The sequence below is a fragment of the Microvirga ossetica genome, assembly GCF_002741015.1.
Classification (GTDB): Bacteria; Pseudomonadota; Alphaproteobacteria; order Rhizobiales; family Beijerinckiaceae; genus Microvirga; species Microvirga ossetica.
On sequence record NZ_CP016617.1, the window covers coordinates 261416 to 276884 of the forward strand.

Consider the following 15469-nt stretch of genomic DNA (forward strand, 5'->3'; position numbering starts at 1 on the left):
TTAGACGGTAGGGCTTCCGGGGGGCCGAAGTCGGGCCGACCGTGTTTGCGCGGACTTAAGGCCCCCGCTGGCGACGAAACTAGCACATCTGCGCTATGTCGGATATGCCCGGGGACTGACACAATGGCGATAAGCTGATCTTGACCCGTTGTGTAGCGCTCGTTGCAGAGGCTCGAACCAGCAGCCCGACTCCCATGAACCGAGCGCCGGAGCACCGGAGATTGGCGAGGACGGGCCACACTCCGGGTCATCTTGCCGCCCTGCGGGCCGCAATTATGCCCTGAGCCTCCTGACGTGGCGAGCAATCAATTGCTATCCATTCACGTTTTCATCTCCCGCCTTAGCTCGTCGAGGAAGCGCCAGTCTGTAAATTTCGAGATAACGTCTTTTGGCGTCTTTTTGATCATTCTCACTTCAGACAGCCGCAGGGTAAAGAAACGCACGGTGTCTTCTGGGTCATACTCTCGCCACAAGCCGTAGCGTGCGTCTTTCAGGATTGTCAGCGCACACTCGGGCGAGAAGCCGACATCGGCCATCCGTCGCGCCGCCATCTCTGATTGCGTGTGGCAGATGTCAGTCGCTTTCAAGATAGCACGCAACATACGCTTGGTCGCGACCGGGTTCCTGCTCACAAAATCGGCATTGGCGGTCACCATGCAGCAGAAATAGTTAGACCAGGGGCGATCATCGGCAGTATTGACGACGACGTGCCCGACGTTGCGCATGCACGGCTGCGAGGGCTCAGGCGGGGCGCCGATGAAGGCATCGATCTCACCGGCGGTGAAGAGGTCGGCCTGGCTCACCGACGAATTTGTCACCCATTTGATGTCCTCTCCGGGGTCGACTCCGACATAAGAGGCCATCGCGCTTACCAGCAGATGATCTGCTGCGCCGATGGCGGAGACTCCCACCCGTGTTCCTCGCAAGTCCCCGATGCTCTTGATGCTGTCCTTGGCACGCAGTTCCATGCATCCCACGTGAACCCCGGATAGTATCGTCAAGGGTCTGCCGACATCGACAAGCGGGAGAAAGTCGACGCAGGCCTCAAGGCTGACGTCGATCTCGCCATCCGCCACCATGCCCGCTGAAATAATCGGTGTTGGCACATAGCGGACTTCGGCAAAGCCTTCTCCAAGAAGCAGATCTTTGGCGAGGTATAGTGGCGCCATGCACGCGGCAGGGATTGCGGGGAGGCGGATGGTGGTCGTTTCCGGGGGCGGCTCAGCCCAAGCTGGTGCCGAGGTGCCGATAAGGCCTGCAGTGCCAGCAGCCGTTAGGCCAGCTAGGAAAGTGCGGCGATCTTGAATGATCTGCATCGGATCGACCCTCCTGAATTGAAAAACCGAGCAAAAGAACGTAAGCGCGCCGTGAGGAGCGGGAGTCTTGTGCTCTCCAGTCGCTCCGCGCGATCGATCCCCACCAACGATGAAGACAATTATACGCCCTATCTGCGCTGGCAGCGAGGACCCATCGTCTGGTTTGCGCGCCGCTCATTCGGAACATGGCTGCGTTTCACTCCGCTGCCGTGGGTTACACGTAACCGCTCCTCCCTACGACGACCCGATTGCTGCGGAGCTGGCATAGAATGCACAGTGTTGCATCCGCTTGCATGGCTGCACCGATGGACAGGGCAAGTGTGAAATTCAGTTTTGCAGGCGTAAACCCTGAACGCACTCGACCACATCGCGATCAACGATATCCTCTGCCGCTTCTTCCTCGCCTTCGACAAGCGGGTCTGGGCAGCCATGGAGAACTGTCTCGCGACCGAGGTCTTCATCGACATGCCTCGTTCGGGCGGGAACAACCCAGCACCATGAGCGGCGCCGAGTTCGTCAAGCGCCGGCGCAGTGCGGTCGATACCCTGGCCAAGCATCACAGCTTCGCCAACCTGCTGCTGACGCGGGATGGTGATGGCGTGAAGGGGCGCTGCAACTACCTCATCCTGCGGTTCGACGGCGACTTCAAGGGCGAGGGCGAGGACTTCTACAACGCGTGCGGGGCCTACGAGTTTCGTTTCGCCAAGGCTGATGGTGCGTGGAAGAGCACCAGCATCACGCAGCGGGCGCTCCAAAGTTGGGGCAATCGGCAACTGCACGCAGGCGCGCGCAAGACCGAAGCCCAAGACATCAAGGCATGATGCCCACCTTGTGCGCCCCCGGCAGCAGATCCATCAGCGCCCGCAGAGGCGGGCTGGCTTCGCCCTGCCACACAAGGTGCGTACGGTTGATGCGGAACCGATCCGGCAGCGGATGGCGCTCCACCGCAGTGCCCAGGACGGCTTGGTCGAGCACTTCTGCGGGCACGATGGCCACGCCGGTGCCTGCGGCCACACAGGCCACGATGGCGTGGTACGAGCCGAGGTCCAGGATCCGTCCGGGCGAGGCGCCCCCCTCGGCCATCCACTCGACCAGGCGCCGGCGGTAGGAGCAGCCATGCGGGAAGGCCAGCAGCGTTTGGCCGCCCAGAGAAGCCGCACTGCGGGGCGCAGGAGCGCCCTTGGCGCTGATCAGCACCAGCTCTTCCTCGAAGGCGGGCAGCGACGAAAGCCTTCCCGTCTCGAAGGGCTCTGACACGAAGGCAGCCTCAACCTCAAAGTGCTCCAGCAGGCGGAGGAGCGCGGCTGTCGTGCCAGTCTGCAACTCAATCGACACGTCCGGGTACTCGGCATGAAACGCAGACAGCACCGGCGGCAGCCGGGCGCCTGCCGCGCTTTCCAGCGAACCTAACCTCAAGACGCCTCGCACAGCGCCGCTGCGCAACTCCTGCTCGGCCAAGTCGGCCATCTGAAGCAGTCGCTCGGCATGGCCCAGCAACGTACGGCCGGCATCGGTAAGCGCCAGGCCGCGGCCCTGGCGACGGAACAGGGTGACGCCCAGCCGCTCCTCGAACTGCTTGATCCGCGTGGTGACATTGGAGGGCACACGGTGCAGCCGGTTGGCCGCGCGCGTCACGCCACCCTCTCTTACCACACAGCGGAAGATATGCAGGTCGTCCAGATCCATCATTCTCATTTGGAGAATTGTACGTCCGGATAATTCAGTATTCAATGCATCTTCAGAGGGGTAGTGTCGGAGGTGTTCGATCCGAGCGGCTGATGAGCATGGAACACACTTCCACCGTCCACCCTGACCGCACGACATGGAGCGTGATCGCCGGCGGCATCGTTGCCCTTGCCGTTGCCATGGGCATCGGACGGTTCGCGTTCACGCCCCTGATGCCATTGATGTTGCGTGATGGCACCCTGAGCACCGCCGCCGGTGCTGAATGGGCGGCGGCCAACTACGGCGGCTACCTCGTCGGTGCCCTGACGGCGTCCTGGTTCTCCAAGGATCCGCTCCGGGGCATGCGGCTGGCCCTGCTCGGTGTTGCGCTGACGACGCTGGCTGCGGCGTGGACCAGCGGAGGGTCAACAGCTCTCGTCGGTGCTGGGCTGCGCGCCGCCGCCGGCGTCTTCAGTGCCTGGGTGCTGGTCTGTGCGAGCAGTTGGTGCCTGGCCGAACTGGCCCGGCGGCAGGCTCCGCGGCTGGGCGCCTGGATCTACACCGGCGTCGGCCTGGGCATCGCACTGGCCGGCTCGTTCGCCTGGCTTGGCGGTCGCCAGCGGGCCACATGGCTGTGGCTGGAGCTAGGCCTGATCGCCCTCGCGGGTGCGGTGTTGGTAGGGCTGGGATTGCAGGATCGGAGCATGACCTCCGCATCGGCAGGGGCACATGCTTCGTCCCCCGCGACGCCAAGCACCAAGCACGGGCACCTGGCCCTGGTGCTATGCTACGGCGTCTCCGGTTTCGGTTACATCGTGCCGGCCACGTTCCTGCCCGCCATGGCCCAGCAGCAGTTCCCCGACCCGCTGGTATTCGGGCTCACATGGCCGCTGTTTGGACTGGCCGCTGCCCTGTCGGTTGCAGCCGCCGCACGCTGGTTATCGGGCTGGTCGCGCCGGCGCGTCTGGGCGCTGGCACACGGCACCATGGCGCTGGGCACCGCCTTACCTTTGGCAACCCAGGCCCTGTGGGCCCTGGCCGCCTCGGCGGTGCTGGTGGGCGGGACGTTCATGGTGGCCACCATGGCCGGTCTACAACTGGCCCGCGAGCACGCACCTGCTAACCCGACACCGCTGCTCGCCCGGATGACCGTCGCGTTTGCGGCCGGGCAGATTGCAGGCCCGCTTCTGGTTCGCGCCCTTGGCCCAGACGGTTGGGCCGGCTGGGATGCCCTAGCCTGGGCCAATGCGACCGCCACCGCGCTGTTAGTGCTCACGATGGCGTGGTTATGGCACGACGCCAAACACTCCTACTCACCTCTGAGGCAGTTCCGATGAACCCTGCTCCTTCCATGACCTCTGTCCTGAGCTTCCCCGAAGCAGGCTTGCCCGAACGCCTGGGTCCGCCAGCAACCCTCGACGCCGCGCAACAAGAGGCGGCCGACGAGTTGATCAACGGCCCACGTGGCGGCGTGTACGGTCCCTTCCGGCCCCTGCTGCATCGCCCGCCGCTGCTGCGTGCGGTGGCCAAGGTAGGCGAGTCCCTGCGCTACGAGGGCACGCTCGACGCCGCGCTGCGTGAATGGACGATCTGCGTTGTCGCTCGCGAGCTGTCCAATGTATTCGAGTGGGATATGCACCTGGCGCTGGCTTCGGCCGCCGGGGTGCCGAGTGCGGCACTGGCCGCTTTGGACGCTGGGCAACCGTTGCCACACGACCTGCGGGCCGACCTTGAGCTCGCTCGCGTCGTTGCCCACGAAGTCATCAGCCAGCACCGCCTGAGCGACGGGACCTACGCGGAGGCACTCAAGCAGTGGGGAGAGCCGACCGTGGTGGAACTGCTCGCGCTGGTAGGCTACTTCGCCATGGTGTGCTGGCTGATGAACGTGGCGCGCACCCCAGGGCCAGCGACCTGAGCTGAAGCCCCCAAGCTGTTTTCCTGCCGGCTTGGCGTCTGGCGTTCCAACTGCTGAGGTCAGCTACTGTGAAGGGTTTCGGATGCCGGCCATCGCGACGTAGGCACATGCACTGGGGCCGGCGTCCGGAAGCCTCCAGGGAAGATGCTATGGGACCGGCGGCGAGGATATCATATCCATCGGCGCTGAGATGAACCGATGGAGTGTCTCCCATGCAGAAGCTGAACGACCTGAGCCGGTCCCTCGCTCCCCTCGAACCGGACAGCACACTGATCTGCGTGATCGAACTGAGCCTGAAGAGCTGGCTCGTCGCCGGCATCGTGCCTGGCGTCGAGCGCCAGCCGTTGAAGAAGCTCGCGATCGACGAGGACGCCTTGCTGAAGCTGCTGCATCGATGGCGAGACGAAGCAGAGAAGGCGGGCCGCAGGATCAAGCGCATCGCTGTCGCCTTCGAGGCTGGCCGGGACGGCTTCTGGCTGGCGCGCTGGCTCAGGGCGCGCGACATCGAGGCCCATGTCATTCACGGATCGAGCGTCGCCGTATCGCGTGAACACCGCCGCGCTAAGACCGACCGACTGGACACCGAGCTGCTCAAACGCGCCTTTCTCGGCTGGCTGCGTGGCGAGCGCGATCACTGCAAGATGGTCGCAATCCCGACCATCAGGGAGGAAGATGCCAAGCGGCCCAACCGCGAGCGCCTCGTGCGAGAGCAGAGCCGGATCATCAACCGCATGAAAGCCACGTTGATCCGGCTCGGCATCCGCAGCTTCAATCCCAAGCTGAAGAAGGCCGCCGAACGCCTTGAAGGACTGCTCACCCCCGAGGGCGAGGCGATCCCGCCCAATACCTTGGCTGAGCTCCGTCGCGACATCGAACGCCGGCGGCTCGTGCGCGAGCAGATCCGCCAGATCGAGGATGCCCGCCTGGACCGTCTCGAGCAAGCACCCTGCGACGGGCCCCATGCCATGGTGCGCCTGTTGGGGCGCATCATGGGGGTTGGCATTGAGACGGCCGACATGCTGGTGCAAGAGGTGCTGGCGCGGCACTTGCGCGACCGACGAGCCGTCGCGCGTTATGGGGGCCTCACAGGCTCGCCCGATGAGAGCGGCACAAGACGTCGGGAGAAAGGGCTGGCCCGTTCTGGTAACGCTCGCGTTCGGCGCGGCATGATCCAATTGGCCTGGCGCTTTCTCATCTTCCAGAAGAACAGCGCCTTGGCACAATGGTTTCGAGCCCGCACCGAGAACGCTCGCGGCACGCGCAAGACCATGATTGTGGCTCTGGCGCGCAAGCTCCTGGTCGCCCTGTGGCGGTTCGTGCGAGAGGGAATTGTGCCTGACGGCGTCGTTCTGCGCCCTGCACAATGATCGGAGGACGCTCAAAATCCCCAGCAATTTCAGCCCGGTCCGTCCTCTTGTGACGGTTCGCCGCTGACGGTTCGAGGTGGCGGGATCCCGATGTGGTTCCTTGGCTTTCATGCCGAAGGGAAGAATGGGTCCGCTGCTTTGGAGCTTCGCCGCCGATGCGCATGACTGCATCATGGTTCGGGGTCATTGGACCCACCGAATACAAGGCTGTGGCGCGATGACTCGGCGCCCGTGGCATGGCTCCGCTCTATCCTCGGTCGGTTTGACACGGCTGATCCCGTCGCGGGCAGATCGGCTGGGAATGCTCCGCATTCCGGTCCTGGACGCTTGGCCAAGGAGCAAGAAAGAGAGGCAGACCACGTCGCTCTTGACAACAAACGTCCCATACAAGGAACCTGCGGAACAGTTGGGCGCCGCGCGTGGTGCGCTCATCTATGGGGATTTGGGCGCTTTGGATCGGGGACTGGATCGGCGTCGACGCGTCCAAGCCAGCGGAGTGGCGGCGATGAGCCGGAGCGGGGCATCATCGCCGTGGCCGAGTTGGCGCGACGGTGACCATTGATGCTCCATTCGCGGGGTATACGCCTCATTCGGCCGAGTGCCCGGGTGGCTGGCGCAGGACCAACGGCGGTGACGAACAGCAGGGCGGCAGCGTCGTGGGGCCATCGGTTTCATGAGGTGTCGACCCGGATCACAGCACTCGGGGACGATGGCCGGTGTATTGGCGAAGACCCGCGCGCGAACCGCTCGATGATGATCATGCGCCCGCCGCAGCAGGGACAGGGCTGCGTCAGGCATGGTGGAGCTGTGGCGCCAGTCGGGTCTGCGGTCACCGTTGCACAGGGCTCACGCGCACCAAGCAGCGCGCGGGCTCGCGTCAGGTTGGCGGCGCGTGAGCCGTGAGCGAAGAGGCCATAATGCCGGATGCGATGAAAGCCGCGCGGGAGCACGTGAAGCAGGAAGCGGCGGATGAACTCGTCGACAGCCAGCGTCATCGTCTTGCAGCGGGCGCGACCCTCAACCCGATAGTCCTTCCAGGTGAACGTCACGCCGCTGTCGTCGGCGCGGATCAGCCGGCTGTTCGAGATCGCAACCCGGTGCGTGTAGCGGGCGAGGTAGGCCAGAACGGCCTCCGGTCCGGCAAACGGCCGCTTGGCATAGACGAACCACCTGATCTTGCGCAGACGAGCCAGGAAAGCTGCGAACGCTTTGGGACCGGTCAGATCCGCGTGGTCGCCGAAGAACCGCAGTTGCCCGGCCGCATAGGCCGTGGCGAGCTTCTCCAGGATCAGCCGCCGGAACAGCTTTGAAAGGATCCGCACGGGCAGGAAGAAGTTCGGCCGGCATGCGATCCATCGCGTGCCGTCAGGGGACAGCCCACCGCCCGGCACGATCATGTGCACGTGCGGGTGATGCGTCATCGCCGAGCCCCAGGTGTGCAGCACGGCGGTGAGGCCGATCCGCGCCCCGAGATGCTTGGGATCGGCCGCAAGGGTAAGGGTCGTCTCGGCCGCGGCCTTGAACAGGAGATCGTAGATCACGGCCTTGTTGGGGTAGGCGAGGTCGGCGATGGCGGCCGGCAGCGTGAACACCACGGGGAAGTACGGCACGGGCAGCAGTTCGGCTTCGCGCTGTGCGAGCCAGTCCCGGGCCGCCGCGCTCTGGCATTTGGGGCAATGACGATTGCGGCAGGAGTTATAGGCGATGGTCGTGTACGTACAGTCTGCGCAGCGCGCGACGTGCCCGCCGAGAGCCGCCGTGCGGCAGGTCTCGATCGCACTCATCACCTTGAGCTGGCCAAGGCTCATATGCCCGGCATTGGCGCGGCGCCACGCCGGTCCATGGTCGCGGAAGATGTCCGCGACCTCCGGCCCTGGACGGGCCAAGACGACCTCGCCTTACGCGGGCGGCTGATGCTCCGGTCTCAGCAGGGTAAGCCGATCGAGTGGGCTCATGACGGCGCGGATCGTGGAGGTGGCGACACGGGTGTAGAGCGCAGTGGTCTCGAGTTTGGCATGCCCGAGCAGGACCTGGATCACGCGAATGTCGATGTTCTGTTCCAGCAGATGCGTGGCGAAGCTATGCCTGAGCGTGTGCGGGCTCACGCGCTTGGTGATCCCGGCCTGCTGCGCGGCCGCATGGAAGGCGCGGTTGAGCTGGCGCGTGGTGAGCGGGTTGACCGGGTTCTGGCCGGGAAAGAGCCAGACCAGGGGCCGCGCGATCCGCCACCAGTCGCGCAAGAGTTCGAGCAATTGCGGGGAGAGCATCGCATAGCGATCCTTGCGGCCCTTGCCCTGCTCGATGCGGATGAGCATGCGCTGAGAGTCGATATCGCAGACCTTGAGCGACACGACTTCCGACACCCGCAGCCCAGCGCCATAGGCCGCGCTCAGAGCTGCCTTGTACTTGGGGCCCGGGGCCGCCTCGAGAAGGCGAGCCACTTCCGCCGGGCTCAGGACGAGGGGTACTTTGCGCGGCTCGTGGACCAAGGTGAGACGCCGAGCCAGATCGATCCGATCGAGGGTGACGGTGAAGAAGAAGCGCAGGGCCGCGACCGCCGCGGTGCGGCTCGGTGGGGTCACGCCGCTTTTGGTCAGGTGCAACTGGAACTGCCGCACATCCTCAGGCGAGGCGGTCTCCGGCGAGCGGCCGAGGAAGGCCGCGAAGCGTCTGACCTGGCGGATGTAATCAGTGCAGGTCTTCTCGACGAAATGGCGCACCGTCATGTCGTCGATCATGCGCTGGCGCAGCGGGCTGATGGCTGTCTCGGACATCGAAGGCTCCTGTCGTGAGGTGGAGGCACCACACCCCTCGATCCTCAAGACAGGACCCAGCCCTGTCATCGTGTGCCGTTCAGCGGGTTACCGCCCCCAAGCCATGGCACCGCCCCAGCCGCAGTGCCCTCCCGCGCGAGCGGGTTCGTTCATTGGTACGCTTCGGAAGTGAACTGCGCGTCCGCATCGCTGTGGAAGCGGACCCGCCTGAGAATTGGCTCGAAGCCGCTTCCAAGGAGACAAGTCTCAGATTGATTCCGGACGTGCACCAGTCATCCGGCCGTCTCTGAAGCTGTGCTATCGTCCCTGGTGCCGGCACACGGTCCATCTCAAAGGAGGCCGCCATGAAACTCAAGCGCCTGAGCATCGGCACGTTCAATCTCTACAACCTCAACGAGCCGGGACTGCCGATCTACACTGACGAGAGCGGGTGGTCACAGGAAGAATACGATCTGAAGATCGACTGGACCGCCCGGATGATCCGCCTCCTGCACCCGGACATCTTCGGGTTTCAAGAACTCTGGCATGGAGTATCCATGACGCGGGCCCTCGAGGACTCCGGCAAGGCGGACGACTACGACCTGCTCGTCCCCTCCGACATCGATGGCACCCGCATCGTCTGCGCAGCCATCGTGAGAAAGGGTCTGATCGAAGGGCAGGCAGAGTGGATCGAGGACTTTCCAAAGAAGTTCGTCCTCAAAAGCTCCGGCGACGATCCCCAGACCCCCGCCATCAGCGTGGGCATCCATAGCTTCTCTCGTCCGGTCCTGCACTTCACCATCAGGCCGCGCGAGGATCACGAGGCCGCCCATGTTTATGTCTGCCACTTCAAGTCGAAGGGACCGACCAAGGTGTTCCAGGAGAGTTGGTTTGAGGCCGACGAGGCGACGTACAAGAAGCACGCGACGAGCCTCGGGTCGGCCATCGCAACGATCCGCCGCACAGCCGAGGCGGCGGCCTTGCGGTTCATCCTAACAGAGCGGATGAAGGGCAATCGGACGCCCGTGATCGTCGTCGGCGACATCAATGACGGCCATCTCAGCAACACGGCGAACATCCTGACTGCGCAGCCGCGCTATCTCGTGGGAGACAGCACGGGCGGCGGCGACGTCAGCCTGTACACCGCCCAGACATTGCAGGAATACCGCAGCTCGCGGGACGTCTACTACACCCACATCTTCCAGGACGCCATGGAGTCGCTCGACCATATCCTCGTCAGTGAGGAGTTCTACGACAACTCCAAACGTCGGATCTGGATGTTCGACGGCATGACCGTCAGCAACGACCATCTGAATTTCGACGATCACAAGGAGACGGGCACCAACGACCACGGCGTGATTTGTGCAAGCTTTGAATACAAGCCGGTCAAGTCCACATCCTCGGGGACGCCGCCTGAAGCCTGAACGAGCAAACTCCGTGCCCAATGCGGAGCGGCGGGAGCGAACCGACGTCCGTCCATCGTTAACTCGGAGAGACCCCCGCCGGGACCTGTCCGAGCTCGGCGGCGATGCCGCGCAAGGCCTGCTCGAAGGCCTCGGGCGGCTGACCGCCTGAGATCAGCCACCTGCCATTGATGACGATGGCCGGGACCGAGCGGATCCCGCGGGAGATCCATTCCTGCTCGGCATCGCGGACCTCCTCGGCATAGCGCCCCGATGCCAGCACCTCACGGGCCTCGTCCCCGTCAAGCCCAGCCGCAACGGCCGCATCCACCAGCACCCCCTGATCCGATACGTTCGCGCCGTCCGTGAAGTAGGCCGTGAACAGCGCGTGCTTGAGCTCCCGCTGGTGGCCGGTGATTCCCGCCCAGTGAAGCAGACGGTGAGCGTCGAAGGTGTTGTAGATCCGGCTCCCCTCCGACATGTTGAACGGGAAGCCGACCTCTGCCCCGCGAGACCGGATCATCTCGCGACTGGAAGCCGACTGCTCTGGAGTAGATCCGTACTTCTCACCGATGTGCTCCACGAGGTTCTGTCCAGCCGGGGGCATGCCCCGGTTAAGCTCGAAGGGCTGGAAGGTTATCTCGGCCTCCACCACATCCGCGGCCTTGGCCAAGGCCTGCTCGAGCCCCTTCAGGCCGATGATGCACCATGGGCAGGCGACGTCGGAGATGAAGTCGATCTTCAGGTGCTGGGTCACGGCGTCGATCCTGGGCGTTCGTGGAAATTGCAGGATCCCCCTTATCACGATCGCCAGCGATCCTAGCATCGAGATCGGTTCAGGGCAGAGCAAATTCAGGTGAGTCCGGCCGCGGGCACTGGTCATGGGATGCAAGCTGGACGATCGAGACCCCAAGCCCCATCTTTCAGCTCCGCAGGTGGGCCACCGGGGCTTTATCCCACGCTCACCCACGCACATCCCAGGAGTGACAGGAATGACCGATCCATCTCGTTATGTGCCGCCGAAGGTCTGGACCTGGAACAATGGCAGGAGCGGGAGCCCCGTCACGAGTCTCAACCGCCCGACCGCCGGAGCCACGCACGAAAAGGAGCTACCCGTCGGTCGGCATCCCTTGCAGCTCTACTCGCTGGGGACGCCCAATGGCCAGAAGGTCACCATCCTGCTGGAGGAGCTACTGGCGTTGGGCCATCCCGGCGTGGAGTACGATGCCTGGCTGATCAGGATCGGCGAGGGTGACCAGTTCGGAAGCGGGTTCGTGGCGGTAAACCCGAACTCCAAGATCCCTGCCTTGGTCGACCGCTCCGGCCCGGATCCGATCCGGGTCTTCGAGTCCGGTGCGATCCTGCTTTACCTCGCGGAGAAGTTCGGAGCCTTCCTGCCAGCCGAACCCAGCCTGCGCGCCGAATGCTTGTCCTGGCTGTTCTGGCAGATGGGAAGCGCCCCCTATCTGGGGGGAGGCTTCGGGCATTTCTATGCCTACGCGCCACTGAAGATCGAATATGCGATCGATCGGTTCGCAATGGAGACGAAGCGGCAGCTCGACGTGCTCGATCGGCGGCTCGCGGATAGCGAATACATCGCGGGGTCTAAGTACACGATCGCCGACATGGCCATCTGGCCGTGGTACGGCGGCCTGGTTCAGGGACGGATGTACGAGGCGAGCGAGTTCCTGTCGGTGCAGGACTACCGGCACGTCCGGCGCTGGGCCGATGCGATCAGTGGCCGCCCGGCCGTTGCACGGGGACGGATCGTGAACCGTGCCTTTGGCGAGCCTTCCGAGCAGTTGCACGAGCGCCATGACGCCAGCGACTTCGACAGGATGACCTAGGACAAGGTGGCCGCCCGCGATTAGCTGCCCACCGAGCACGAGCAAACGTCCTGCACGAGCATGGACGTGGATGCCGTGTGCTGGTGTCGAGGACAACGTCGCGCTGGAGCTGTTCGCGAGACAGCTCTTGCAGGACAATGGGTTGGAGCCCACATGGGCCGCGAACGCGAACGGGGCTATCAACGACCTGAATCTTCCAAGCCAATCCTAGAGGTCGGCTTGAGGCATCTTCCGGAAGAAGAGACGATGTCGGCTCAAGGATTCAAGAACGGACCTTCCCAGGACCCAGTGACCTTCTTGGCCTGACCCACAGCGGACAGCACGAGGACTGGCGATGATATCGCAACGACCTTGCGACCGAGGGCCACGAAATCTGCGCCTTCCAAAATCTGCGCCTTCTAAGAGACCCGTTTCACGCCGGGTGGCCGCCATGTCCCGTCGCCCGCCGGTAGGATCGACGGCGGCGTCGGCTTCGGCCAGTACAGGCGCATCACGAGATAGGGCTTGCCACGTTTGCAGCTTGCTGACGGCATTGCATCGGCTTAGCTGTTCGATATGACCTCACCATTCTACTCCGGCTACCGCTTCCCCAGCGACATCATTCAGCGCGCGATCTGGCTCTACCTGCGTTTCACCCTCAGCTACCGGGATGCCGAGGAGCTCCTGGCCGAGCGTGGGGTCGAGGTGTCTTATGAGACCATCCGGCGCTGGGTGCTCACCTTTGGACCGGTGATCGCGCACCAGCTGCGGACCCGACGTCCTAAGCCTCACAGTCGCTGGCACCTGGACGAGATGTTTGTTCGCATTGGAGGCAAGCAGATGTATCTCTGGCGCGCCGTTGATGCTGAAGGCGAGGTCCTCGAGGTGCTGGTTCAAGCGAAGCGCGACAAGCGAGCCGCCCTGAAGCTCATTCGTAAGCTCCTGAAGAAGCACGGCACCGCTCCAACAGAGTGGGTCACGGACAAGTGTCCCGCCTATGGAGCTGCGCTTCGAGGCCTGAAGATCCAGAGGGCCGTTCATACCCAGGCCAAGCGGGCCAACAACCGAGCGGAGAGTTCGCACGTGCCGGTGCGACGACGAGAGTGGAAGCTGCAGGGGTTCAAGTCACCCGGCTCGGCCCAGCGGTTCCTCACAATGCATGCAGCGATCTACAACACGTTCACCGTTCCTCGCCATCTCACGACCGCCCGAACGCACCGGCTCCTCCGAGCCGAGGCGTTCGCCACCTGGCGCGAAGCTGCGGGTGTAGTGGCATAGCGAGGGACATGTGGCAGATCCCATTTCGGTCAGACCCCGCAATGTGACAAGCCCTGATCACGTGCGTGTAGTCGGCGAGACCATCTGCCCGCAGGATCGCGCAATCAGCCCCTGGCGGAGCATCACATGAACCCCAGCAGCACCGCCCCGCAGAACAGAATGCCAGGGCGGCAACTAGGATCACTTCATTCTCATACGAAATATAGGACTTGAGACGCTTCGTCATGGCGGCCTCCCACCTTAACCATGGTATAGCGCTGGTCGGCGAGCGGGCGACGCATCCAAAAATTTCACTGGTTAATACGACTTCTGAGCTCAGGTTAGCTTGGCGGATGCTGATTGCATGACATAATGCAGAGTTTAGCGAATGGGCTCCGCTTACTCTAAACGATAGGGAACTGCCTTGACTGAACCGTGCGACCTCTCTGCTCGTGAAGCGCGCCGCCTCATCGGCTGCAGGTCTCTCTCGCCGGTGGAGTTGCTGGAGAGCTGTCTTACGCGCATCGAGCAGGTGAACCCTGCCGTCAATGCTTTCGTCGCTCTTGATGTGCCAGGATCTCGAGCCGCAGCCAAACAGGCTGAGGATGCGGTCATGCGCGGGGACGATCTCCCACTGCTGCATGGCCTGCCAATTGGCGTCAAGGATCTCGACGAGACGGCAGGGCTTCGCACCACGTGGGGAAGCACCCTCTATCGGGACCATATCCCGACCCATGACGCCGGGATGGTTGCCCGCTTTCGGTCAGCGGGGGGCTTGGTGCTCGGCAAGACCAATACGCCTGAGTGGGGTCTGGGAGCGAATACCCGGAACGCAGTCTATGGCGCAACAGGCAATCCCTTCGATCCGGAGAGGTCGTGCGCAGGCTCATCCGGCGGCTCTGCGGTCGCGCTAGCAGCTAACATGGCTCCGCTTTGCACCGGATCCGACATGGGCGGATCCCTGCGCAACCCGGCAGCCTTTTGCGGCATTGTCGGTTTTCGCCCAAGTCCGGGGCTTGTCCCGTCTGAGAAGCGAGCTCTCGGCTGGTCGCCACTCTCCGTGCTCGGGCCGATGGCTCGAAACGTCGAGGACCTCTGTCTGCTCCTGTCGGCTATGGCCTCAGATGATGCGCGCGACCCTCTGGCGTACACAATGCACAGAGCAAGTGTACGCAGCGCGCCTGGTTTGTTCTGGCCACCACCACAGGTCGATCTTGCAAAGCTGCGTGTAGCGGCAAGTGAAGACTTCGGCCAGGCACCAGTTGAGCGGATTGTCCGTGAGGCCTTCCAGGTCCGCGCTGAAGCCTGCCTGACAATGGTTCGCGAACTGGCCTTCGCTCACCCTGATTGCAGTGGAGCCGATGAGAGTTTTGCTGTTCTGAGGGCGGCTGGAGTTCTTGCTACTCATCTCGAACGGTACAGGACCCGCCCAGAGGAGTGTGGGCCGAACCTTCAGGCCAATGTCGAGGAGGGACTACACTACAGACTCGAAGACTACGCTCGTGCACATGTGAAGCAGACACAGATCTATCACTCTTTTCAGCGCTTCTTTCAGTCCCATGATGTTCTGATCACGCCTGCCATCACGATCAGCCCGCGGCCATGGCGTGAGCTCTATCCAACTGAGATTGATGGACAGCGGACGCGCAACTACTTTCACTGGCTGGCAATGGCGTACTACGTGACGCTGTCAGGTCATCCTGCTGTTTGTCTGCCCGTTGGGCTTGACGCTCAGGGAATGCCCTTCGGCCTGCAGATTGTAGGTCCAAGAGGAGGAGACGCCTTCGTCCTAGGCGTAGCGGCTGCGCTTGAGGAGGCTTTCAACAGTTCCCCGATGCTTCGTCGGCCAGTTCCAAACATTGAGCAACTCCGAGCGGCTCCCCCGATCAGCAGCATGGATGGGTTTCTTGGCTGGGAGTGACCACCCGCAGAGGCGTGTCGCTAAGTGGAGGCAGCTCCAGGTTGTG

13 protein-coding genes are annotated in these 15469 nt (G+C 63.4%); 8 read left to right on the forward strand and 5 right to left on the reverse strand.

Annotated elements, in window-relative coordinates; translation table 11 throughout:
- Window positions 1-320: 320 nt before the first annotated feature.
- Window positions 321-1316, reverse strand: coding sequence for an ABC transporter substrate-binding protein (locus tag BB934_RS28980; RefSeq protein ID WP_099513416.1), 996 nt, complete (start codon window positions 1314-1316; stop codon window positions 321-323).
- Between the two features lie 497 nt (window positions 1317-1813).
- On the opposite strand from BB934_RS28980, the gene BB934_RS28985 reads away from it, so the two are divergent.
- Complete coding sequence (locus tag BB934_RS28985; RefSeq protein WP_237050472.1) at window positions 1814-2137, forward strand: nuclear transport factor 2 family protein; 324 nt, start codon at window positions 1814-1816, stop codon at window positions 2135-2137.
- Here the strand turns inward: BB934_RS28985 and BB934_RS28990 are convergent.
- Window positions 2127-3002, reverse strand: coding sequence for a LysR family transcriptional regulator (locus BB934_RS28990; protein WP_173909543.1), 876 nt, complete (start codon window positions 3000-3002; stop codon window positions 2127-2129). The two genes, BB934_RS28985 and BB934_RS28990, sit on opposite strands and share 11 nt — an antisense overlap.
- A 98-nt stretch (window positions 3003-3100) precedes the next feature.
- Here BB934_RS28990 and BB934_RS28995 point away from each other — a divergent pair, with 98 nt between their 5' ends.
- The 3 genes from BB934_RS28995 (at window position 3101) to BB934_RS29005 (ending at window position 6263) form a co-directional block, all read left to right on the forward strand.
- Window positions 3101-4318: a YbfB/YjiJ family MFS transporter gene (locus tag BB934_RS28995; protein ID WP_237050512.1), complete on the forward strand. Its 1218-nt coding sequence runs from the start codon at window positions 3101-3103 to the stop codon at window positions 4316-4318.
- A 14-nt stretch (window positions 4319-4332) separates the two neighbouring features.
- Window positions 4333-4896 (forward strand): carboxymuconolactone decarboxylase family protein, encoded by a 564-nt coding sequence (locus BB934_RS29000; protein WP_099514252.1) that lies wholly within the window; start codon window positions 4333-4335, stop codon window positions 4894-4896.
- Between the two features lie 212 nt (window positions 4897-5108).
- The gene (locus tag BB934_RS29005) at window positions 5109-6263 is read left to right on the forward strand and encodes an IS110 family RNA-guided transposase (protein ID WP_099513419.1); all 1155 of its coding nucleotides are present in this window, start codon (window positions 5109-5111) and stop codon (window positions 6261-6263) included.
- A 671-nt stretch (window positions 6264-6934) separates the two neighbouring features.
- Here the strand turns inward: BB934_RS29005 and BB934_RS29010 are convergent.
- A complete protein-coding gene (locus BB934_RS29010) occupies window positions 6935-8149 on the reverse strand; it encodes an IS91 family transposase (protein WP_099513420.1) in 1215 nt (404 codons plus the stop codon).
- Window positions 8150-8161: 12 nt separating this feature from the next.
- The gene (locus BB934_RS29015; RefSeq protein WP_099509201.1) at window positions 8162-9037 is read right to left on the reverse strand and encodes a tyrosine-type recombinase/integrase; all 876 of its coding nucleotides are present in this window, start codon (window positions 9035-9037) and stop codon (window positions 8162-8164) included.
- A 344-nt stretch (window positions 9038-9381) separates the two neighbouring features.
- Here BB934_RS29015 and BB934_RS29020 point away from each other — a divergent pair, with 344 nt between their 5' ends.
- The gene (locus BB934_RS29020) at window positions 9382-10440 is read left to right on the forward strand and encodes an endonuclease/exonuclease/phosphatase family protein (protein WP_099513421.1); all 1059 of its coding nucleotides are present in this window, start codon (window positions 9382-9384) and stop codon (window positions 10438-10440) included.
- Window positions 10441-10498: 58 nt separating this feature from the next.
- Here the strand turns inward: BB934_RS29020 and BB934_RS29025 are convergent, their stop codons facing one another.
- The gene (locus BB934_RS29025; protein WP_099514253.1) at window positions 10499-11176 is read right to left on the reverse strand and encodes a DsbA family oxidoreductase; all 678 of its coding nucleotides are present in this window, start codon (window positions 11174-11176) and stop codon (window positions 10499-10501) included.
- A 235-nt stretch (window positions 11177-11411) separates the two neighbouring features.
- Between BB934_RS29025 and yghU the strand changes: the two genes are divergently transcribed.
- The 3 genes from yghU (at window position 11412) to BB934_RS29040 (ending at window position 15423) form a co-directional block, all read left to right on the forward strand.
- Window positions 11412-12266, forward strand: a complete 855-nt coding sequence (gene yghU, locus BB934_RS29030; protein WP_099513422.1) for a glutathione-dependent disulfide-bond oxidoreductase — start codon at window positions 11412-11414, stop codon at window positions 12264-12266.
- A 555-nt stretch (window positions 12267-12821) separates the two neighbouring features.
- Window positions 12822-13523, forward strand: coding sequence for an IS6 family transposase (locus tag BB934_RS29035; protein ID WP_099513423.1), 702 nt, complete (start codon window positions 12822-12824; stop codon window positions 13521-13523).
- Window positions 13524-13926: 403 nt separating this feature from the next.
- Complete coding sequence (locus BB934_RS29040; protein WP_099513424.1) at window positions 13927-15423, forward strand: amidase; 1497 nt, start codon at window positions 13927-13929, stop codon at window positions 15421-15423.
- The last annotated feature ends 46 nt before the right edge of the window (window positions 15424-15469 follow it).

Excerpts from the sequence above, each read along its gene's own strand:
- BB934_RS28980 (WP_099513416.1), bottom strand. The coding sequence starts at position 1,316 with ATGCAGATCATTCAAGATCGCCGCACTTTCCTAGCTGGCCTAACGGCT.
- BB934_RS28985 (WP_237050472.1), top strand. The coding sequence starts at position 1,814 with ATGAGCGGCGCCGAGTTCGTCAAGCGCCGGCGCAGTGCGGTCGATACC.
- BB934_RS28990 (WP_173909543.1), bottom strand. The coding sequence starts at position 3,002 with ATGGATCTGGACGACCTGCATATCTTCCGCTGTGTGGTAAGAGAGGGT.
- BB934_RS28995 (WP_237050512.1), top strand. The coding sequence starts at position 3,101 with ATGGAACACACTTCCACCGTCCACCCTGACCGCACGACATGGAGCGTG.
- BB934_RS29000 (WP_099514252.1), top strand. The coding sequence starts at position 4,333 with ATGACCTCTGTCCTGAGCTTCCCCGAAGCAGGCTTGCCCGAACGCCTG.
- BB934_RS29005 (WP_099513419.1), top strand. The coding sequence starts at position 5,109 with ATGCAGAAGCTGAACGACCTGAGCCGGTCCCTCGCTCCCCTCGAACCG.
- BB934_RS29015 (WP_099509201.1), bottom strand. The coding sequence starts at position 9,037 with ATGTCCGAGACAGCCATCAGCCCGCTGCGCCAGCGCATGATCGACGAC.
- BB934_RS29020 (WP_099513421.1), top strand. The coding sequence starts at position 9,382 with ATGAAACTCAAGCGCCTGAGCATCGGCACGTTCAATCTCTACAACCTC.
- yghU (WP_099513422.1), top strand. The coding sequence starts at position 11,412 with ATGACCGATCCATCTCGTTATGTGCCGCCGAAGGTCTGGACCTGGAAC.
- BB934_RS29035 (WP_099513423.1), top strand. The coding sequence starts at position 12,822 with ATGACCTCACCATTCTACTCCGGCTACCGCTTCCCCAGCGACATCATT.